Source organism: Desulfosporosinus sp. (assembly GCF_014237355.1).
Taxonomy (GTDB): domain Bacteria; phylum Bacillota; class Desulfitobacteriia; order Desulfitobacteriales; family Desulfitobacteriaceae; genus Desulfosporosinus.
Genome location: NZ_JABZFS010000042.1, coordinates 78152 through 99232 on the forward strand (window position 1 = coordinate 78152; position 21081 = coordinate 99232).

A 21081-nucleotide genomic window follows, 5' to 3' on the forward strand; every position below is an offset into this window, starting at 1 on the left:
TCGAAATCTATGCCTACTCCACCGACCAGTCAGAAAGGTTGAAACCCTCCTTCCCTTTATATCGATCAAATAAGTAATGTCGGAAACGCACATATTCGTTATAATCACATTCGAGTCCCTCTTTACCTAACTCCTCGGCCATTTTTTCCAAATCAGGTGGACAACCCCAAAGTGTGATAGCCTTTTTAATATTAGGATTATCCTTATTTAAATGACAGGCGCATTTGCCAAAAAGAACAGTATTGTCAAAGCCAGTTGAGGCTAACTGCTGTTTGCCGCAGATTACTTCAACATTTGGAAACGGCACCCCTTTAAAAGCAGAAGAGATTAAGATTAACATGGGATTGAATTGGACGGAACATCCCGTACACAGACTGCTGTCATACTTACGAATTGCAAGCCCAGTAATACCTCGCTTTTGGAAACCGGTAGGGCCAGAATTATCTTCTGCCCACTCAAAATCATGTTCTACAAAGTTTTGATGATCTGCTATCCTCTCTCCAGTTACTTCATAGTCGGATAGTTCTAGACTAGACCCGTGTCTTTTGGCGTAATTAGTCAGATGCGGCACCTCTTTGGCATTATAGCCCAGAATGGCTGCTCCCACGAGGTCACAAGCAAAAGGATCACGTGAAGCTATTAGAAGGTCTTTTTTAAACGCTTTTCCGGTGGGACCAGGACCTTTTTCAAGGGTATATAGACCATCAATGATGGTCAGAGCCACTGGCAGCTTGTCGATAATGCGAGGAAACGTCAGACTAAGCTCCTCATTCCCTAGACCGTGGCAATACTGTTTTGACTTTTTACTTAAACATCCCTTAAGATTCTTAATTCCCAGTGAGACCTTCGCTTGGCTATGAGTTTTTAAGACCGGAACATTGATAATCTTGTCTGCTTCCAAAGCCTTCTTAGCAATATCTAGCTTGAATCCATCACCATAATCGATCTGTACAAACTCTTCCTGATTAAAATCAACTAATTTAACTCCATATCGCTCTTGAAGTTTTTTATAGCCCAATGCCTCGTAGACTTCATGTCCGGTAGTTCTTAACTTAGGAAGGGAGCCTTCACCTATGGTCAAATGATTGAATCCATGTTCAGCAAGTATTCGTACTAAGGCACTGATTACACTACTGGTGGTTACGACACCATAGGGAGGAAACGGTAATTCAAAATCCCAACTAACGATATTTGGCTTAATCAAGATTCCGTCATTCACATTCAATCCTGCTAGACCATCGCTTAATCTTAAGCTCTCTTGAAGTGATTCATAGACATCGGAAACTTTAATAATTGAAACGGCAGCTTTAGCCATTGAAACCCCCTCCAGTCTTATTTTCTCGCTTGTCCGAAACGGCCGACGACCTTATCCCATCTGCTTTAGGCAAAAGCTTTAAATTTTTGATTTAATTCATAGACCCTTCCTTGTTTGATTAGATACTGCAAATGCTTTCGGATCATAACCTCTTCGAAAAAACGATAAAGCCGTTGAGGTTCTGGAAAGCGATGGTATATGATTTTCTGATTCACTAATTCTTCTAACGTCTGGGGAACACGCAAATAATGCAGGATCTGTTCGTCTCGAAGTTCAACTTTCGCTAAGTAGTCTCTTAATCTTTCGGTGATATTGTCTGTGACAATCCCACTATGGCTTGTTGCCAATACTTTTGGGTTTAAATCAATGAGCCGAAGGATGGATTCAATAAATATCTCCAAATCCGAGCGAAGGTTGCCATACCAAGGCCCAAAAGGAGATAGATCGACATCTCCCGAAAATAGCACCCCAGAGTTTTGTTCGAAGAGGGCAATATGTCCAGGCGTATGACCCGGTGCGTGAATTACCTGTAAACTTATGGAACCAAACTCCAGTACCTCCCCATTCACCAACTCTTTGTCAACTTCACAACTTACAGGACCTCCTGGAAAAAGAGAGGGATCAGGGCCAAGGCTTCCATTCAATCCGGTATAAGCCATAAATTGTTCTGTTGAACGTAAAGCAGGAGCATCTAACGTATGGGCCCAAATCTGGGCATGTGGAAAATACCTGTTGCCAAAAACATGATCCATATGATAATGGGTATTGATGATTACATCCACTTTTCCAGATTCAATAATTCTCTCAATACGGCTACGGCCGTAACCTGTATCGACCAAAACCTTTACCTCGGAATCGATCATTAGTCCATTGCAGTAAGGAAACCGACCACTCATCTTTCCGTGGACAAAATATAAATCAGGCTGAAGTTCGGTAAATATTTTTTCGCTCATTATCTCACCCAGTTTCTTGATACCGTACAAGATTATTCATTACTGACACAATTATAAATATTCAGTTATTAGCCACAAGGACGCTTCCTCTTTCCCATAAACTGATTAGTTGTTACTATTGCAAAAGCTATGCCAATTATTTAAGTTCTATAATTCATACTTTTCAGTAAACTCTTTAAGGTTTGGAGTTAATAGACTGTATAAAATTGATACAGAACTTAGCCTTTTCATAACATAAGTATACAACCAACGTCCACTTTTCGAACAACAATATCTACTTTTCAAGACCCCTGGCACGGATGGTCGTTGGAGTGACCCCTGCACTATATCGGTGACATTAAATCTCTGGAGATTAATGTCACCGAAGTTTTCTATTAACCTTGGTTAATTAATGAACTCGTTGATTTTTACTTAGATCATCAAATTCTCCACAACTGTTGAGATTCCTTGCCCTCCGCCAATACACAATGTAGCCAAACCGTATCTCTTGCCAGTCCGCCGCATTTCATTGATTAATTTGATTAAGATTATTGCACCTGTTGCACCTAATGGATGCCCTAAGGCAATGGCTCCTCCATTGACATTCGTTTTGGAGAGATCTAAGCCAAGTTCTTTCACAACGGCCAAAGACTGTGCCGCAAATGCCTCGTTAAGCTCAATTAAGTCTATCTGATTTAAGCTTAAACCTGCCATCTTAAGGGCGGCTTGAGAGGCTGCCACAGGACCTATACCCATAATTTGTGGGGGTGCCCCTTTCGCTGCAATCCCTTTAATTCTTGCTAATGGTTTAAGCCCAAATTCTTGGGCCTTCTCAGGAGTTGTTACCATCAAAACAGCTGCAGCATCATTACGACCACTTGAATTACCAGCCGTAACTGTACCCCCTTCTTTAAACACCGGGGCAAGTTTCCCGAGCTGAGCCATACTGGTTTCACGAGGATGCTCATCTTGATTAAAAATCGTAACACCTTTTTTAGTCTTTATCTCAAAAGGAACAATCTCTTCTGCGAACAGTCCCGCTTCAATCGCACGCAAGGCACGTTCCTGGCTAACCAGAGCAAATTCATCTTGCTCTTGCCGACTTATAGTATATTTCTCAGCTAAATTTTCTGCCGTTAACCCCATTGTCAAGCGACCATAACGATCCTCTGGTTGGCAACGGGGTTGACTTTCAGTGTTTGAATCGAGAATCACAGAATTACCCATTCGAAAGCCATAGCGAGCGTTCCTTAGATAATAAGGTGCTGTGCTCATACTTTCTGCTCCACCTGCCATAATCACTTCCGCGGTTCCTGCCCAAATTGCCTGAACTGCATTGTTTATAGCGGTCAGAGCGGACCCGCACTGACGGTGTACCGTGTAGGCAGGCACTTCTTCAGGCATATCTGCTCTCAGCAGAGCCAGACGAGCCAAGTTGGGATTATCTCCACTCTGTTTTGTATGACCGAGAATAACTTCGTCGACTGCCTTTCCAGGAATACCGCTGCGCACGAGTATTTCTCGCATAACCTTTTCAGCTAGATAATCAACTTCTACTTCTTTCAGAGTACCGCCCACTCTACCAATTGCTGTGCGAACTCCAGCAACAATAACAGCCTCTTGCATTTCCATTCCTCCTTATAACGCAAATTCCTTTCTTAACTGACCCGCGATAATGTTACGCTGAATTTCTGACGTTCCTTCGTAGATGCGAGCAATTCTTGCGTCCCGATAAAATCGTTCTACTTCGCATTCTCTCATATATCCCATACCACCATGAATCTGAACAGCTAAATCTGCTACTCTTCCATAGGCTTCTGATCCAAACGTTTTAACAATCGCTGCCTCTTTGATCACGGTTTCTCCCCGATCAATTTTCCGAGCGACATCGTATGTTAAGCTCCGCAAAGCCTCGATATCAATGGCCATATTTGCTAAATAATGTTGAATTATTTGATTATCAAAAATAGGCTTGCCAAATTGCACACGCTGCAGAGCGTATTTAGCACTTACTTCTAATAACTTTTCGCAAGAACCAAGATTTCGAGCTGCCAAACCGGCACGTCCATTGGCTAAGATTTTAAGGGCATTTACATATCCCTGACCTAGCTCGCCTAGAACATTTTCGACGGGAACTTCACAGTCTTCAAATATCAGCTCTGCAGTTTGAGATCCGTGAAGACCCATTTTTTTCTCATATTTACCGACAGTGAACCCCTTAAAGCCCCGTTCAACGATAAAAGAGGTGATACCCTTACTTCCTTTACTCTTGTCCGTCACCGCCATAACCGTAAATACATCTGCAATGTCACCATTTGTAATAAACTGCTTAGTGCCGTTTAGTATATATTTATCCCCTTTTAACACAGCGGTAGTTTTCATATTGCCAGGATCTGAACCCGCTGACGCTTCAGTCAGAGCAAAAGCTCCGATTAATTGTCCAGTGGCCATTTTAGGCAAGTAACGTTGCTTTTGTTCTTCATTACCAGCCATTACAATCCCTACACTGCCGATTCCATTGTGACAACCGATAATGGACACGAAGCAATTTGGTCCCCGACCTAGTTCTTCGAAAATCATAACCTTGCCCAACATACCCGCACCTAGACCGTCATATTCTTGTGGAATACTTAAGCCAAACAACCCCATCTCCGCAGCCTTATCTAGTAAACTACGAGGGACTTTGTCTTCTTCCTCCATTTGTTCACCCAATGGTTCAACATCTTTTTTAATTAAGGTGCGTACTGCTTGGCGAATAATATTCAATTCTTCATCGGAAACGTTCATTGCAAGCCCTCCTGTCTGTTTGCGTCTAACCTATTACTTTTGGGGGTATTCATAAAACCCTTTGCCCGTTTTTCTACCCCATTCTTTTTTCACAAATTTTTCAGCAATGGTTGGAGAAGGACGGTAGATAGGGTCACCGGTTTCTTGATAACGTTCAAAACCAACGATATAGGTAAGATCAATACCCGTTAGATCCATCAATCGAAATGGACCCATAGGATGCCCAAGGGCTAGGGTAACCGCGGTATCAATCTCTTCGTGCCCTGCGATTCCCATATCAAGCAAATATATTGACTCATTTTTAATAGCAGTAAGCATCCGGTTGACCAGGAAGCCATAGATTTCTTGTTTTAACAAAACTGGAGTTTTGCCCATGCTGACGCAAACATCCATTAATGCCTGCGCGGTTTCTTCTGAAGTATGAGGTCCTTTAACAACTTCTACGAGCTTCATCACTAAGGCTGGATTAAAGAAGTGCAAATTGCAGACTTGTTCGGGACGCTTCGTCACGTCCGCTATTTTAGAACTTACAATATAGGAACTATTAGTAGTGAGAATGGTATGGGGCGGACATATTCGATCTAATTCTGCAAACAGGGTACGCTTAATTTCTAACTTTTCTATAACCGCTTCTATTACAAGGTCTGCATCACCAGCCGCCTCTGCAAGATCTCTGGTAAAGGTAAGATTCTTCCTAGCGGCATCAGCCTGGGCTTGCTGGAGTTTACCCTTGGCAACTCGTTCCGGTAGATAGGTAGTCACGAATTGCTCAGCCTTCTGCAGTACCTCTTCATTTACATCCGTGCATTTTACTTCGAAGCCTGCCAGAGCTGCGCTGCAAGCAATTTGATGCCCCATATTCCCTGCTCCAACAATGCAAATCTTCTGGATTTTTTGAGCTCCCACATTCATTCCCCCTAGAATAATTCTCCTCTGACTTTCTCTGTTATATAGAACCCCAGGATGGTTTAGAATTTAAGATATTCATTGCTTAAGGTAAGTCTCCCCCAACCTTTCGGGCCAGGGGAGATCAACAAGTTACTTACTATATAAATGTAAAGCAATACTTATACTCTTTCGAAAATAGTAGCAATACCTTGTCCGCCGCCGATACAAGCTGTAATCATACCTAGCTGAACATCCCTGCGGTTCATTTCGTGGACTAATTTTGCAGTGAGTATCGCACCTGTTGCTGCGATTGGATGACCATGAGCAATCGCTCCACCGTTTACATTCACCTTATCCCAGTTGAAATGAAGCTCTCGATCCACAGCTAACACTTGGGCAGCAAACGCCTCATTCAATTCAATTAAATCAATATCGTCTAAGGTAAGACCTGCTTTGGCTAAAGCTTTCTTCGTTGCAGGTACTGGACCAATTCCCATAATGTTAGGATCAACACCAGCATAGGCAAATGTGCGGATTTTAGCTAATGGTTTAAGTCCTAAGCTCTTAGCTCTTTCAGCCGACATTACAACTACGGCAGCTGCAGCATCATTTAATCCTGAACTATTGCCCGCTGTAACGGTTCCACCTGCTTTAAAAACAGGAGAAAGCTTACCCAATCCCTCAAGGGTTGTTTGGGGTCTAGGGTGTTCGTCTGTATCAAAAACCATCGTCTTACCCTTGCCTAATGGAATGGTAAGAGGGACAATTTGGTCTTTAAAGAAACCGGCTTCCATAGCCTTACCCATTTTTTGTTGGCTATTAAATGAGAACTCGTCTTGTTCTAAACGACTAATCTGATATTTTTCGGCTAAATTTTCTGCGGTTACGCCCATTGGCGGATTACCGATTTCATTGGTTGAAAGCTGAAAACCTTTACGGAAGACAGGCCCAGTCTTACTAAAAAAGTCCATGTGTTCCATAATATACGGTTTTAGAGAACAGCTCTCTGTGCCTCCTGCAATAAAAACGTCGCCCATACCAGCCATAACAGCTTGAGCAGCCAAATTCACGGCGTTTAAACCAGAACCGCACTGACGATCAATGGTAACTGCTGAAATATCCACGGGCAAGCCTGCCTGCAAAACACTTAGACGTCCAATATTACCTCCAGCATTTAAACAGTTTCCAAAAAAAACGTCTTCTATCTCATTGGGATCTAAATCTATACGTTTAATCACTTCTTTAATGACTTCTGCACCATAAATCTCAGGTGAAATCCTACCTAAAGTTCCTCCTGCGCGACCTATTGGTGTTCTAACGGCTGATACAATAACTGCTTCATTCATGTAAATACCCCCTATCAATTCTTAGATACCCAATTATATGTGAGTATTTAAGGTGTTTTAGATCACTCGTAAGTGTAATAGCCCTTTTTAGTTTTCTTACCCCATTCTCCCTTAGTATATTTCTCAACAACTAAAGGCGAAGGCCTGTCTTTAGGGTCCCGACTAGTCTGATAGCGTTCCATTGCAGAATAGTAAGCAAGATCAATTCCAGTTAAGTCCATCAGTCGGAAGGGCCCCATTGGATGACCCAATGCATTCGTCACTGCTAAGTCAATTTCTTGCGGAGTTGCAATTCCCATGTCAGCTAGGAACAAAGCCTCTTGAGCAAGGGCTGAGAGGATTCGATTAACCAAGAAACCATAGATTTCTTTCTTAAGCCAGACGGCAGTCTTGCCAAGTTTAGCGCACAAATCCATCGTTACTTGGGCGGTTTCTTCGGAAGTATGAGGTCCCTGAACGACTTCAACTAGTTTCATAACCAAAGCGGGATTGAAAAAGTGCATGTTACAAATCTTATCCGGGCGATTCGTTGCATCGGCAACCTGCGAACTCACGATATAGGAACTGTTCGTAGCGAGTATAGCATGAGGAGGAGCAATTCTATCTAAATCTGCAAAGAGCTTTCTCTTAATAGCCATTTTCTCAACCGCAGCTTCGATAACAAAATCAGCATCCCCTGCCGCATCCTCAAGGTTTGACGTAAAGCGAATGTTTGCCAATGCTTGGTCAGCCTTTTCTTGGCTTAATTTTCCTTTAGCAACCCTTTCTGGCAAATAGGAACGTGCGAATCCTTCTGCTTTGTCCAACATTTCTTGGCTAATATCCGTACAAGCTACTTTAAAACCAGCTAATGCACAACCTAAGGCAATCTGGTGGCCCATGTTGCCCGCTCCAACTACACAAATAGTTTTGATATCTTCTAACTTCATAAATATACCCTCCTTAAAACTACTAACTTCTTTGAAAACAAGTACTAAAAAGCTTCTTCTGGAATGTCCATTGCAGATGTATCATAGTCTTTGATAATCTGTGCCGTAGCCATTACATCAGGCACAATATTACGCAAATAGAATTGAGCCGAGCAGATTTTTCCTTTGTAGAAGTCACTGTCGCCAACTCCTTGGGCCAGCTTGTCTTGAGCAACTAATGCCTGTTGCATTAGTAAGAAGGCGCAGTAGAGTTCAGCGGTTACTCTTAAAACTCTAGTACTGTACAGTGGCACCAAGCGAATATTTTCTTTCATATAGCCAAAAACAGTTCCAATGAGTTCCTGATAGGTCTTTAGCGCTTGATTGAGCATTGAAAACTCACGAGTAAATTCAGTATTCTCAGAGTGTTCCTTAACAAAGACACCAATCTCTTGCAGCCACTCTTTGAAAACACTCCCCTTATCTAAGGCAAACTTGCGGAAGACCAAATCCAAGGACTGAATGAAATTTGTACCTTCCCAGATAGAATAAATTTTAACGTCCCTTGCCTGACGAGCAATTGGGTACTCCTCGGTATATCCGTATCCTCCATGGACTTGAATGGCTTCCGTAATCATTAACCAAGCTTGATCCGAGCTGTAGGCTTTAATTAATGGTGTGATTAATTCAATACTACGTGTAGCTTTACGAACCTCCTCCGGATCATCTCCAAAAGCAATCATATCTAAATAGTAATACCCTTTAAAAATCATAGCCCGCATAGCTTCAAGGGTTGCTTTTTGAGTGAGCAGCATTCTACGAATATCTTCATGTTGAATAAGAGGTACCCGACTTCCTTTGGGATTGTCAATAGGACGACCCTGAATACGGTCTTTGGCATACGCAACGGCATTATTATAGGCCACAGTAGCTACTGACAGAGCGCAGTGTCCCGTGTCGATACGAGATCCGTTAATCATCTTAAACATTTGGGCCATACCTTGCCCGTGTCCTTTTTCATCCAGGGGTGAACCTAATAGGAAGCCACGGCACGAATCTTCTTCACCGAAGTTAAGTACCGCCGTAGCAGATCCTTGAAGCCCCATCTTATGCTCGATTCCTACGGTAACAACATCGTTTGGTTCTCCTAAGCTTCCATCTTCGTTAACCCAGATCTTTGGAGTAATGAAGAGTGCCAAGCCTTTTGTACCTGGAACCCCTCCATCAATTCTGGCTAAGACCAAGTGAATAATGTTCTCTGTAAGATCATGATCTCCACAGGTAATGAAGCATTTTGTTCCTTTAATTTTGTAGATTCTAGGGTCATCCGTGGGATAAGCCTTACTTAACATGTCCCCCACATCAGAACCACCGCCGGGCTCTGTGATACACATGGTCCCACCCCAGGTAGTCTCGAACAATTTAGGGGTAAAGAAGTCAATTTGTTCTTTGGAACCGAACTGTTTAATCACGGATCCAACTCCACCGGGTAAACCTAAATATGCTACGAACGCTGGGTTAGCTGCAATCATGTATTCATGGACCGCTCCATATAAAAGGGATGGCAGTGAGCCTTCTCCGTCCTTATCTTTGTTACTAGCACCCCAACCATTTTCCGCTACATATTTAAAGGCGTGATGAAAGGAGGGAGGAACCGTTACTTTCCCATCCTTAAAGACGGCCCTAATCGTATCTCCGTCATCGTTAGTTGGTGCAACAACATCTCTACAGACTTTTAAGGATTGGTCAAGAATACCATCAACATCCTCCATGCCATAGACATCTCTAAAGCGTTTCAATCCAAGTATTTTCTGCCCATCAAGCCATTCTTTAATTATAAATTTATGATCCCGGGTATTATATCGAAAGTTACTTGCCACAACACATACTTCCTCTCACATTAGTTAAGATTATTAATTTAATCATTTAATTAAGCACGGAAATTATTTCCCTTGGAAGTTGGGTTTGCGTTTTTCTATAAAGGCTTTCATGCCTTCTTTCTGGTCCTCAGTTGCGAACAATAAGCTAAAGCATTTGTGCTCATATTGTAAGCCCCTATCCAAATCCATCTGTAATCCTTCGTTGATACAGGTTTTAGCCATCTGAATGGCCACTGCTCCACGGGCCGCAAATTTCTTGGCCATTTTCTTGGCTTCTATTAACAACTGATCTGTTGGCACGACTTTATTTACAAGACCAATGCGCAAGGCTTCCTCTGCCGAAATAAACTCACCGCTGAAAATCAGTTCTTTTGCTTTACCGGCTCCTATGAGACGTGGCAAACGCTGAGTTCCTCCGCCACCCGGGAGAATACCTAACTTTATTTCTGGTAAGCCAAGCTGAGCATTGTCAGCAGCAATGCGCACATCTGCTGTCAAGGTTAGTTCACACCCACCGCCCAAAGCATATCCTGCTATTGCCGCAATGACCGGTTTCGGCATATTTTCGATTAGATTGAAAGCTTTGAGGGATGGTCTCACGCTCGTAGATACATCCACCGCTGTTGCTGTAGCCATTTGCTTAATGTCAGCCCCGGCTGCAAAGACTTTTTCACCACCTGTGATAATCACTACCCGAACTGTTTCATCGGCAGTTAACTGTGTTGCTGCCTCCCCTAACTCAATAAAGACTTGGCTATTTAGAGCGTTCAGAACCTCAGGACGGTTCAGGGTGATCGTGGCAACTCCCTCTTCAATTTCCACAAGGATTGTTTCGTAAGCCAATTTTTCTTACCTCCTCCGATTGCTAATTTTTCACCTTTCGCTTTAGAATTTTGACCTTTCCGAATATTCCAAAAAGATTACATGCTTTTTCTTATATACAAGAATCATGCCAAATAACTAAGGAGAATCTGAAAACTAAAAAATTAAAATGAACATATTGAAAATACACACTTTTTCGTATAATTTTTTTTAAAAATTATTTAAAACTATGCCTTACCAAATTTAAAACCCGTTAATATTCCGCCTGTATGTGTATACAACTAAAACAATCGCCCTTTGTGATGCACATAATGTATACAAATAATACGACTAGATTTATTGCTGAGAGCTTTCTTTATCGATTATTTCCTTTACAATCCCTGGTACTTCAAAGGGCAGTTCTGCTACTCTTGCACCCGCAAGTGCTAGGGCTTTTACTTTACCGTCATACGTTCCTTTACCTCGTTCGATAATAGCACCTGCATGGCCCATCCGCTTTCCTGGGGGCGCGCTCTTTCCTGCAATATACGCGACAACAGGCTTGGTCATCTCCTTTATATATTCCGCAGCCTCTTCCTCTGAGTTACCTCCAATTTCTCCAATTAAAACAACCACTTTAGTTTCTGGATCTTGTTCAAATTGCTTTAAAACATCCACAAAGGTAAGACCTACGACTCGATCTCCCCCCAAGCCAACGACTGTGGATTGTCCGATACCCTGAGCTGTAAGATTCCCAACAATTTCGTAAGTTAAAGTCCCGGAGCGGGCTACAACACCCACTGATCCAGGTATGAAAAACTGATTAGGGGGAATACCCATTTTACATTTACCAGAAGATACAATTCCAAAGGTATTTGGTCCAATGACCGTAGCCTTTAAACGTCTTGCATAGGCAATAAGGATCATCTCGTCATGAACCGGTATATGCTCGGTGACCACAACCACAACCTTGATCCCTGCTTCAAGAGCTTCCAAAGCAGCATCTTTAGCGTAAGCTGCCGGGATAAAGATAACAGACGCATCAATCTTATGGTTTTCACAAGCTGCTCGTACGCTGTCAAAAACAGGAATACCTTCAATAGTTGTTCCACCTTTACCAGGAGACGTGCCAGCGATTATCTTGGTACCGTAAGCTAACATTTGCTGTGTATGGAAAAGACCCTGTTTTCCGGTTATACCTTGAACCAAAACGTTAGTGGTTTTATCAACTAATATAGCCAACTCAATTACCCCCCGCCAGCTCAACAGCCTTTTTGATCGCATCTTGCATGAAATCATAGGCCTCAATACCAACATCTTGAAGAATTGCTCTGCCAGCTTCTTGGTTGGTACCGACGAGACGAATGACTACTGGAACTGGGATATTTCTGCTCTTCTTGATCGATGCAAAGGCACTAGCAACATCGTCGCAACGGGTAATTCCTCCAAAAATATTAATAATAATTGACTTAGGGTTTCTTGATAAAATTAGTTCTAGGGCCTTAGCCGTTCCTTCGACTCCCGTTCCGCCACCTGCATCCAAAAAATTGGCCGGTCTGCCACCATAATAAGAAAGAGTATCAAGAGTTCCCATAGTAATACCAGCACCATTGGCCATAACTCCAATATCTCCATCTAATTCAACAAAGGAGAGACCTAGGTCATGGGCCGCTTTTTCAGCTTTAGTACGTTCCTCGACATGCGGCAGGTCTTGTTGACGATAAAGCGCCTCGTCATCGATTGTTATCTTAGAATCTGCAGCAATGACGCGATCCCCACTAATCACTAACGGATTTATTTCAACTAGTTCAGCATCTTTTTGGATAAAAAGCTTGTATAAACAATCCACAATCTTAACTAATTCTTTCCCTTGAGAACTATTCAAAGGGATGTTCATTCTTCTAACGACATCACAGGCAATAAAGTTTTGCATACCTAGCTCAATATCAATGTATTTTTTTATAATATGCTCATCAGCGACTTCTTCAATATCCATACCTCCATGTACAGAGGCGATTAGTACTGGTTGTTTGGTTGCTGAATCAATTGTAATTGCCAGATAAAGTTCCTTCTCGATCTGAAGTTTTTCTTCCACAAGAAGAATCTCTACTGGTAGGTTCTGAATCGTCATTCCAAATAGTTCCTGAGCCGCCGCCTTAGCACCTTCAGGATGATCGACAAACTTGATACCACCAGCCTTACCCCGTTTACCTGACAGAACCTGAGATTTGATCACTACTGGTCCACCAATTTCTACGGCTGCAAGTGCTGCCCCATCAGAGGTAGTAACCATTCTCCCTTTTGGAATTGGAAGTCCGAACTCGGCAAAGATATCTTTACCCATATATTCGAACAGTTTCACAATCGATCACTCCTCTCGTGCGCATGTTGTGCGCTTCAATAATCCTTACTATGTTTACACTTCAACGATAATAAGCAGCTAACGTTAAGCATAGTTTATGGATTAACGGAAATGGTGGCTAGACCCGATAAGACCCTTGCCATTTTGTCATTAAATGCTTCTAAATCTAGAATCAAACAATTTTTCATACGCGCTTTAACATAACCATAGAACTTAATCGTATCACCTGGACGCACCACATTTTCAAAACGCACTGCAAGTTCACTGATTGTTCCCTCGTGGCCAATCCAATCAGTGAGCATCGCCGACATCTGAGCCATAGTTAGCATGCCATGAACAATTACCCCTCCCAAGCCCGCTTGATGCGCGTAATTCTCGTCTAGGTGAATGGGATTAAAGTCTCCCGAAGCCTCTGCATACTGACGAACTTGCAAATGGGTTGGTACCCACTCTTTAATAGGAAGTCTATAATAGACTTCATAATCCAGTAAACTTCTCATTCGGCTTCCCCCTTTGCCGGGGCAATCAACGTAGTACTGCTTGAAAAGACTAATTCGCCTACCTTATCGTAACCTGTCGTCTCAAGGACAATGAAGGTCATATTTCCAAGCTTGCCAACACGATCATACACATCTTTAATGCAACGCTTATACGTCAGAGTTTCCCCTATCCTGAGCTGACGATGGTAGGTTATTTTTTGTTCTCCGTGGATCATTCCAGGAAGAGGCAGCTGAATTCCGGGAAAGCCGGCATGCTTTAATGTACACACCAATGTCGGGGGGAGTTGGTCACCAAACGGAATGCCAATGGCCTCAGCAAACCTTCGCCCTAACTCTGGCTGTATTTGCAATTGGATAGATTCGCTTTCTAGACCAATTAACTCTTTTCCAATCATACGTTCCTCCTTTCCAGTAATCACTTACTTAAATAAACTTATTAGCTTTTCACTATCCAATTTGACCAATATACCTGTTCTCGCACCATTTAATCCAAAATAAATCCATAATGCTCAAATTGCAAAAACTATGCCAGCCTTCCCTTACACCTCTATCTGTCCTAACCTATATAGGCCTTTTTAACTTCCTCATTCCCTGCCAGTACATCACTGCGATCATGCATGACCACTCGACCATTTTCCAATACATAACCCCGATGAGATACCTTTAAGGCCAGATGAGCGTTTTGTTCCGCTAATAGCACTGTCTTCCCAGCTTCATTAACAATCTTCACAGCATCAAAGACTTGCTGAACCACTATAGGAGCCAGACCAATCGAGGGTTCGTCTAATAGCAATAACTCGGGGTCGGACATCAACGCCCTTCCGATGGCTACCATTTGCTGTTGCCCTCCACTCAGAGACCCTGCTAAGGCATTCTCTTTATCTTTTAGTGCTGGGAATAGTTCATAGACCATAGTCAGACTCTTTTTTATTCCCTCTTTATCATGACGACGGGTATAACCCCCTAAGAGTAAATTTTGCTTCACAGGCATGTGTGAAAATAGAGCCCGCCCTTCCAAACACTGAGAAATCCCCAATTTCACCATTTTAAAGGCAGGTAGTTGAGTGATTTTTTCACCCTTAAACTCAATGCTCCCACTGGTTGGCTTCAGTAATCCGCTGATCGTTCGGAATAGCGTCGATTTGCCTGCTCCATTTGCTCCTAATAAGACCACAAACTCTCCCTTGTTAACCTCTATGTTAACGTCCTGTAGAGCGAGGTAACTTCCATAGGACACATTTATCCCAGATAATTTAAGCATGCTCGGCCCCCCCTAAGTAAGCTTCTATCACTCGGTCATTGTTGCTGATATCTTTTGGGGTCCCTTCCGCAATTTTTGTACCATAGTTCAAAACCATGATTCTGTCCGCCAAATTCATAACCATCTGCACTTTGTGTTCAATTAAACACACTGTAATTCCAGCTTGTCGAATCTTCTGAATTAAATTTGCCAGTTCGCTGGTTTCTCCATGATTAATACCCGCAGCCGGCTCATCCAGCAACAGTAAGCGTGGTTCAGTCACCAGGGCCAATCCAATAGCTAAGCGTTTGGCCGCCTCTTGGGAAATGTTTCCTACCGGTTGATTCTTCACCTCGGTGAGTCCTATGAATTCTAAGATCTCCCCCGCTTTTTCTCGGCTCGCTCCTTCGTCCCTCCGCGCACGTTTGGTATTAAAGATCGCATCGAGCATTCCCATTTTGGTTTTAGATCGATAACCAATGATCAGATTGTCCAGTACTGTACTATCTGTAAAAAGGTTCGTGGTCTGAAAGGTTCTACCTATGCCGCTACAGGCAAACTCATGGGTCGGAGTGCCTGTCATATCCTTACCCATAAAACTTATCCTTCCGGAACAGGACGGATAGAAACCGCTGATGAGATTAAAAAATGTCGATTTTCCGGCACCATTAGGTCCAATAATGGCTACAATTTCCCCTTCTTTGATCTCAAAAGTCACCTTATTTAAGGCGGTCAGACCGCCGAAGTTTTTAGTTAAAGCCTCGGTTTTTAGCAGCATGGCTTTCTCCTTTCGACGGCAGGTTAGTTCCGGACTTCTTTCCTTGATTAACCCGTTTCTCTAGCTTAGCTTTTAATGACTTAGTTGCTCCTACCAGCCCTCCTGGGAAAAACTTAACGATTACGATGAGCAGTGCCCCGAAGACAACCATCCGATATTCCTGCATAAATTGGAGGCTTTCAGTGATTCCTGAGGCTAAGAGGGTTCCCACTAGGGGCCCGGCTATGGTCGCTTGCCCTCCTATTAATAGAAACAACAAAAATTCAAAGGTTAGATGGGTTGAAGCAATCTCGGGACCTAAAAACCGGATATAGCTCGAAAACAAGGCCCCTGCAATACCAGTAAAGAAAGCTGCAATACCAAAGGCCAGTAACTTGCTTTTCATGACATTAATCCCCAGGGTAGCTGCTAATTCTTCACTGTTACGAATCGATTTGAAGGTTCGACCGACAAGGGAGGACGCGATACGGCTCATGACAAAGATGGTTAGCAGTAAAAAGGCTAGAACCAGATAATACTGAGATTCCAGGGATTTAAAGGAAATAGGCCCAATGCTGGTCGGTATAGGAATTCCGATTAAGCCTCGGACTCCTCCAGTTAAGCTGTCCCATTTTTCAATGACTAAGTGAATGATAACACCTATGCACAACGTCAGGATTACAAAGTAATGTCCCCGGGTTCGGAAGGAGATTAATCCTACCAGTAAAGCCAAGAGTGTGGTTGATGCAGCAGCGATCGGCAGGGATAACCAAAACGACAGTCCCAGCTTTAGACTGAGTAACCCGGAGGTATAGGCTCCCATTCCAAAAAAACCGGCTTGGGCTAAAGAAAGCTGCCCTAAATAACCCACGATCAGGTTCAATCCATAGACCGCAATGGCATAAATAAAGCCTAGGGTCACGACGGTTAGGTAATATCGATTAGGGCTTATATAGGGAAAGGCGATGGCCAGCGCAAAAACAGCTAAATAGCCGATATACTTGACTTTCGACGATTGATTCGTTGACTTCATTACTTAATGCCCCCCCTTTGCAAAAAGGCCTGAGGGTCTGAGCGAAAGGATTAAGACTAAAATTGCAAAGGCAATGACATCTTTATAGTCGCTGGAAATATAGGTCGCACCGAGGCTCTCCGTCATACCTAAGATGAAACTCCCGAGCACGGCTCCTGGAATACTCCCCATTCCTCCAATGACGATAATCACGAAGACTTTCATAATGATCAGTGAACCCATGGCGGGATACACTAGAAAAATCGGTCCGGATAGGGAGGCAGCTGCTGAAGCCAAAATGGAGGCTACGGCAAAGGTCAGCATCGCCACTCGATTGACATCAATACCAACGAGACTGGCACCGTCCCTGTTTTGTGCCATGGCTTCAATAGTGGATCCAATCAATGTATGCTTTAGAAACACATACAGGGCTACCATTAAAATAACCGCTCCAGCTATGATAATCAGTCGTTGTTCGGTCAGTCGAACCCCGCCAATCATAACTACATTGTCATAGATTGCCGGGATACTCCGAAAATCCGAACCCCAGAGCACTCGGGCTGCGGCTTCAAGAAACATCATAGCTCCAACTGCCGCTATAAACTTATTCGTACTAGGGCTATTACGCATAGGATTAAAGACAATTCGTTCTAATAAAATCCCTAGGACAGCCAAGACAACCCCTGCAATAATAGCTGACACCCAGTAGTTAATTCCATATAACGTCATCATAAAAAAGGTCACATACCCACCAACCATGTATAAATGTCCATGGGCGAAGTTAGGCACCTCCATAATGCCATAAATTAGAGTGAGTCCTAACGCAACTAAGCAATAAATGCTCCCCAAGGTGAATCCGTTGAAAATCTGCTGTATTAATAAATCCATAGAACCACCCCTTCCATCCTCTCCAGGAATAGACAAGTCAATTAATCCCGGACTGTTTTTAATCCAAATTTGAATTAGGAAGGACCGCATGGGACTTCAACGCCATGACGGCCCTCCGAGTTTGAGTTCTTTCTATATTTAATCTCTGACCTCTAATCTGATCTCTGACCCCTGACCTCTATGCTTTATTTCTTAGTCGTATCTGCAGGATTCGGAATACTAAACTGTTTACCATATTGTCCATTTTCAATCATGATCCCAGTACCCGGGGTCATTGAACCGCCGCCTTCAGCTATCCCTGGAATGTGAGCTGTGATAGTAGGATCATTAAAGGGAGTAACAGCTCGCATGCCTTCTAAAATCTTGGCAGCATCGGTAACATTCCCTGCTTTTTCGATCCCTTTGGCTAACAGCATCATATTGTCGTAGTTCTTACTTGATTCCCACGCTGGAACTTTACCATTATATTTAGCCTTGAAGCGCTCTACAAAGGGCTTTGCTCCTGGACTATCATATAGATAAACCGGCGTCAAACAGACAGCTCCTTCCAAATCAGTCAAAGGAATAACACCTTCCATTTGTTCTACTTTCGCCTGATCCATGAGAATAAATCCGCCTTTGAAACCGAGTTGCCTTGCTTGTTTGATGACCATGGCAGTTGGTTGAGAAGGTCCTCCAACGAATAACACATCTGGATTTGCCGCTAAAGCCTTACTAACGTAAGTATTAAAATCGACTTCTTTATTATAATCAACCGGGTTATTAGCTACGATGGTACCACCCAGCTTTTCCCAGGCCGGAATCACTGCCTCGCTCCAGTCTTTCCCGTATTGGCTTGAAGTAGGAATAAGAGCTAGCTTCTTGCCAAACTTGTCCATAACCTTCTTTGAGTACACTTCTGGGTAGAGACTATATGGAGTCGTCATCTGAACAGTTAACTTATTTCCTGTTTTGGCTACCTTTCCTTCACTGGTATACGCCATGATCAGGAATTCATCAGTCTCATTAAATTGTTGAAGAGCGAAGGCGCCGCCACTATGTGGCACAAAGATGACAGGGGTTTCAAACTCTGTCCTTAACCTGCGCGCATTGGTTGCAGCTTTATCAGGCATATATTGGTCATCTAGTTTAATGAGATTGATTTTATACTTTTCGCCATTGACCAATAGCCCTTTGGCATTTATTTCATCCACCGCAAGATCTAAACCTTCAGTTACATCCTTACCAAATAATGCTCCGCCACCACTTAACGGTCCGGTATACCCTATATTAACTGTTTTGACGTCTCCACTCGCCCCAGGGTCTGAACTTGTAGGAGTAGATTTATTTCCACAACCCGATACTACCAATAGTACAATTAAGCTTAGTACTAACCATATACTTTTCCGTTTCATTTTTTTTACTTCCACCCTTCCAGTTATTAAAGAGATTTTGTTACCATTGCTGCTTCATAAGACTAATATCTAAGTGCGATTCAGCGACTCCTCCCCTCTCAAAACTAAATCTTTGTTCTTTTGCAAATAATTCAACTATTTTCAACATTTAAACTATTATTGCAAGAATTATGCCATTTCTATATACTTGCCTTTCGTGATGTTAAGGAAAATAAATGTATAATTTATATACATGCATGTGTATCCATGTATACTTTTTAGATGGTAAACAGCAAAAAAAGGGCCTCGTCACAAATTACTTATGACTGAGACCCTAAAATAGAGTGAATTGTTTCATTTGTATACTTTATATTTTAAACCTGGCAACTCCTTCAGCCAATTGCTCAGCATGTTCATTAAGATGACTCATGAGTTGATTAACTTGTTCTAGATCCATAGACACATTAGTAGCTGAAGCTGCAACCTGTTGTGAACCAGCAGCCCCTTGACTAATGGTCTGGTTTACATTGTCAATCGCCGCTACTACTGAATTGACAATTAGGGTTAACTGAGCAGCCGTGGAAGAAAATTCCTCTGTAAGGATATAAAAGTTCTTGGCGTCGTTTTCATACTGAGTGCCTGTTTCTACTAGCTTATCATAGTCCGGTCTTACAACTACGTCGATAAAATGAAGGACTTCGTAGGCGCCTGCAGCCAGATTCTCATGAGCCTTGACCACAAGACCTACTAAATTATTTATATCTTGAGCCGTTTTGGAGGACTGCTCTGCCAATTTACGTACTTCCTCTGCTACTACGGCAAACCCTCTTCCATTATCCCCTGCTCGTGCAGCCTCTATAGCGGCATTTAGGGACAATAAATTAGTTTGATCCGCAATCATCGAAATGCTCTGGGTAAGTTCGCTAATCTGTTGTACGACCATAGATTCTTCGATTGCTTTTTTTAGTCCCTTTTCTCTTTCTTCATAAATTCCAGTTGCTTCTACTAATGCAGAGTTGGCTTCATCCTTCAATTGTTGAGCACGCAGCTCGATCTCTTTCGCCTTTTGACTTCCTTGATAAGCATGTCCTTCCATTTGGGAAATGAATTGACGAAGCTCATCGCTCGAAGACGTAATTTGTTGTGTTTCAACTGCTATTTCTTGAAATCCGCTTGAAACTTGTTCTGTGGAAGCTGCAATCTCTTCCGAATTAGTTGTAACCCTCCGGATAGCCTCTCTAGAAGAAGCTGTTGCCTGCTGGAGATTGCTATTAACCCTTAACGCTAAGGCTATCATTTCCCTCAAGCTTCCCGCAGCTTTTCCTAATTCTGCGACTAAGAGACCTAGCTCATCCTTACCACCCTTAACCTCAATGGCTAAATTTCCTTCTGATAGCGCTTTAGCTACCATCATCCCATTAGAGATTGATTTATTTGCAGAACGCATAATAGCATTAACCAGGATTATGCCGATCACTAAGGCAATACCGAATACGGTAAGGCTAATCGTGTTGACTCGTTTGGTTAGAACCGAGGCTAAACCAACGCCCTCTTTCATTTGCACATTTTCAGCAGAAATATAGTTGTCTAAAGCCTTCATGAGTACAACATTATCCGGGGCAGCTACATTTGTCATATACATAACGGCAGCTGACAACCCTTGATTCTTGTACATGTTGATAATGTAATCCGGGTGGTATGAGAAAGCTTGAGCAGTCGTTTGGACTTCCTCAAATTGAAGCTTTGACTCCCCCTTCACTCTTGCCTCAATGTACTTAAGATATTCAGCACTTTGGGTGGTTGCCTCTTTATACTGCTGCAAGTATTGGTCAGAGCCTGTTGCTAAATAACCTTGAATTGCTGCAATTTGGCGTGTGTATTGTAACCCTAGATCCTGAGCTGCTGCCTGTATTGGCAGCTGATAACTACCAAAGTCATCTACTACACTGGTAAGGCCTCTAACCAAATAAAAGACTGTACCAACGAGGAATGCCATCAGCAAGAGAATTGTTAAGTACCCCAAAGAAATCTTTTTTGACAATTTCATAACGGCAATCTCCTTTCAAGATTTCATAGTACTCCGAATTCTCTT

At 42.7% G+C, this 21081-nt stretch carries 19 protein-coding genes; all 19 read right to left on the reverse strand.

Features of this window, described 5'->3' with window-relative positions; genetic code table 11:
• Positions 1-13 precede the first annotated feature (13 nt).
• On the reverse strand, positions 14-1315 hold the full coding sequence (locus HGJ98_RS09230) for a DUF362 domain-containing protein (RefSeq protein WP_291350778.1): 1302 nt from the start codon (positions 1313-1315) through the stop codon (positions 14-16).
• A 65-nt stretch (positions 1316-1380) separates the two neighbouring features.
• A complete protein-coding gene (locus HGJ98_RS09235; protein WP_291350779.1) occupies positions 1381-2268 on the reverse strand; it encodes an MBL fold metallo-hydrolase in 888 nt (295 codons plus the stop codon).
• Positions 2269-2679: 411 nt separating this feature from the next.
• The gene (locus HGJ98_RS09240; protein WP_291350780.1) at positions 2680-3873 is read right to left on the reverse strand and encodes a thiolase family protein; all 1194 of its coding nucleotides are present in this window, start codon (positions 3871-3873) and stop codon (positions 2680-2682) included.
• 12 nt (positions 3874-3885) lie between these two features.
• Positions 3886-5034, reverse strand: coding sequence for an acyl-CoA dehydrogenase family protein (locus HGJ98_RS09245; RefSeq protein ID WP_291350781.1), 1149 nt, complete (start codon positions 5032-5034; stop codon positions 3886-3888).
• Positions 5035-5067: 33 nt separating this feature from the next.
• Positions 5068-5946 carry a 3-hydroxyacyl-CoA dehydrogenase family protein gene (locus HGJ98_RS09250; protein WP_367142706.1) on the reverse strand — a complete coding sequence of 293 codons (879 nt, stop codon included), beginning with the start codon at positions 5944-5946 and terminating at the stop codon, positions 5068-5070.
• Between the two features lie 155 nt (positions 5947-6101).
• Positions 6102-7268, reverse strand: a complete 1167-nt coding sequence (locus tag HGJ98_RS09255; RefSeq protein WP_291350783.1) for a thiolase family protein — start codon at positions 7266-7268, stop codon at positions 6102-6104.
• Between the two features lie 62 nt (positions 7269-7330).
• A complete protein-coding gene (locus tag HGJ98_RS09260; RefSeq protein WP_291350784.1) occupies positions 7331-8197 on the reverse strand; it encodes a 3-hydroxyacyl-CoA dehydrogenase family protein in 867 nt (288 codons plus the stop codon).
• A gap of 44 nt (positions 8198-8241) precedes the next feature.
• Complete coding sequence (locus HGJ98_RS09265; RefSeq protein WP_291350785.1) at positions 8242-10056, reverse strand: acyl-CoA dehydrogenase; 1815 nt, start codon at positions 10054-10056, stop codon at positions 8242-8244.
• 63 nt (positions 10057-10119) lie between these two features.
• Positions 10120-10899: an enoyl-CoA hydratase-related protein gene (locus HGJ98_RS09270; RefSeq protein ID WP_291350786.1), complete on the reverse strand. Its 780-nt coding sequence runs from the start codon at positions 10897-10899 to the stop codon at positions 10120-10122.
• A 315-nt stretch (positions 10900-11214) separates the two neighbouring features.
• The gene (sucD, locus tag HGJ98_RS09275; protein ID WP_291350787.1) at positions 11215-12099 is read right to left on the reverse strand and encodes a succinate--CoA ligase subunit alpha; all 885 of its coding nucleotides are present in this window, start codon (positions 12097-12099) and stop codon (positions 11215-11217) included.
• A gap of 1 nt (position 12100) precedes the next feature.
• Positions 12101-13219 carry an ADP-forming succinate--CoA ligase subunit beta gene (sucC, locus tag HGJ98_RS09280; RefSeq protein WP_291350788.1) on the reverse strand — a complete coding sequence of 373 codons (1119 nt, stop codon included), beginning with the start codon at positions 13217-13219 and terminating at the stop codon, positions 12101-12103.
• Between the two features lie 95 nt (positions 13220-13314).
• On the reverse strand, positions 13315-13719 hold the full coding sequence (locus HGJ98_RS09285) for a MaoC/PaaZ C-terminal domain-containing protein (RefSeq protein WP_291350789.1): 405 nt from the start codon (positions 13717-13719) through the stop codon (positions 13315-13317).
• Complete coding sequence (locus tag HGJ98_RS09290) at positions 13716-14114, reverse strand: MaoC family dehydratase N-terminal domain-containing protein (protein WP_291350790.1); 399 nt, start codon at positions 14112-14114, stop codon at positions 13716-13718. Before HGJ98_RS09290 ends, HGJ98_RS09285 begins: the two co-directional genes overlap by 4 nt.
• Positions 14115-14275: 161 nt before the next feature.
• Entirely contained in the window at positions 14276-14980 is a 705-nt protein-coding gene (locus tag HGJ98_RS09295; protein ID WP_291350791.1) for an ABC transporter ATP-binding protein, read from the reverse strand.
• Positions 14973-15737, reverse strand: a complete 765-nt coding sequence (locus tag HGJ98_RS09300; RefSeq protein ID WP_291350792.1) for an ABC transporter ATP-binding protein — start codon at positions 15735-15737, stop codon at positions 14973-14975. The genes HGJ98_RS09295 and HGJ98_RS09300 overlap by 8 nt, the downstream gene beginning before the upstream one ends.
• Entirely contained in the window at positions 15709-16749 is a 1041-nt protein-coding gene (locus HGJ98_RS09305) for a branched-chain amino acid ABC transporter permease (RefSeq protein ID WP_291350793.1), read from the reverse strand. The genes HGJ98_RS09300 and HGJ98_RS09305 overlap by 29 nt, the downstream gene beginning before the upstream one ends.
• 3 nt (positions 16750-16752) lie before the next feature.
• Entirely contained in the window at positions 16753-17616 is an 864-nt protein-coding gene (locus HGJ98_RS09310; protein ID WP_291350794.1) for a branched-chain amino acid ABC transporter permease, read from the reverse strand.
• A 185-nt stretch (positions 17617-17801) separates the two neighbouring features.
• The gene (locus HGJ98_RS09315; protein ID WP_291350795.1) at positions 17802-19010 is read right to left on the reverse strand and encodes an ABC transporter substrate-binding protein; all 1209 of its coding nucleotides are present in this window, start codon (positions 19008-19010) and stop codon (positions 17802-17804) included.
• A gap of 346 nt (positions 19011-19356) precedes the next feature.
• The gene (locus HGJ98_RS09320) at positions 19357-21036 is read right to left on the reverse strand and encodes a methyl-accepting chemotaxis protein (RefSeq protein ID WP_291350796.1); all 1680 of its coding nucleotides are present in this window, start codon (positions 21034-21036) and stop codon (positions 19357-19359) included.
• Positions 21037-21081: the final 45 nt, after the last annotated feature.

What these genes read in the sequence shown, in the direction of transcription:
- HGJ98_RS09295 (WP_291350791.1), bottom strand. Translation starts at nt 14,980, where the DNA reads ATGCTTAAATTATCTGGGATAAATGTGTCCTATGGAAGTTACCTCGCT.
- HGJ98_RS09250 (WP_367142706.1), bottom strand. Translation starts at nt 5,946, where the DNA reads ATGAATGTGGGAGCTCAAAAAATCCAGAAGATTTGCATTGTTGGAGCA.
- HGJ98_RS09305 (WP_291350793.1), bottom strand. Translation starts at nt 16,749, where the DNA reads ATGAAGTCAACGAATCAATCGTCGAAAGTCAAGTATATCGGCTATTTA.
- HGJ98_RS09300 (WP_291350792.1), bottom strand. Translation starts at nt 15,737, where the DNA reads ATGCTGCTAAAAACCGAGGCTTTAACTAAAAACTTCGGCGGTCTGACC.
- HGJ98_RS09315 (WP_291350795.1), bottom strand. Translation starts at nt 19,010, where the DNA reads ATGAAACGGAAAAGTATATGGTTAGTACTAAGCTTAATTGTACTATTG.
- HGJ98_RS09285 (WP_291350789.1), bottom strand. Translation starts at nt 13,719, where the DNA reads ATGAGAAGTTTACTGGATTATGAAGTCTATTATAGACTTCCTATTAAA.
- HGJ98_RS09230 (WP_291350778.1), bottom strand. Translation starts at nt 1,315, where the DNA reads ATGGCTAAAGCTGCCGTTTCAATTATTAAAGTTTCCGATGTCTATGAA.
- HGJ98_RS09240 (WP_291350780.1), bottom strand. Translation starts at nt 3,873, where the DNA reads ATGCAAGAGGCTGTTATTGTTGCTGGAGTTCGCACAGCAATTGGTAGA.
- HGJ98_RS09310 (WP_291350794.1), bottom strand. Translation starts at nt 17,616, where the DNA reads ATGGATTTATTAATACAGCAGATTTTCAACGGATTCACCTTGGGGAGC.
- HGJ98_RS09320 (WP_291350796.1), bottom strand. Translation starts at nt 21,036, where the DNA reads ATGAAATTGTCAAAAAAGATTTCTTTGGGGTACTTAACAATTCTCTTG.
- HGJ98_RS09290 (WP_291350790.1), bottom strand. Translation starts at nt 14,114, where the DNA reads ATGATTGGAAAAGAGTTAATTGGTCTAGAAAGCGAATCTATCCAATTG.
- HGJ98_RS09255 (WP_291350783.1), bottom strand. Translation starts at nt 7,268, where the DNA reads ATGAATGAAGCAGTTATTGTATCAGCCGTTAGAACACCAATAGGTCGC.
- HGJ98_RS09260 (WP_291350784.1), bottom strand. Translation starts at nt 8,197, where the DNA reads ATGAAGTTAGAAGATATCAAAACTATTTGTGTAGTTGGAGCGGGCAAC.
- HGJ98_RS09245 (WP_291350781.1), bottom strand. Translation starts at nt 5,034, where the DNA reads ATGAACGTTTCCGATGAAGAATTGAATATTATTCGCCAAGCAGTACGC.
- HGJ98_RS09235 (WP_291350779.1), bottom strand. Translation starts at nt 2,268, where the DNA reads ATGAGCGAAAAAATATTTACCGAACTTCAGCCTGATTTATATTTTGTC.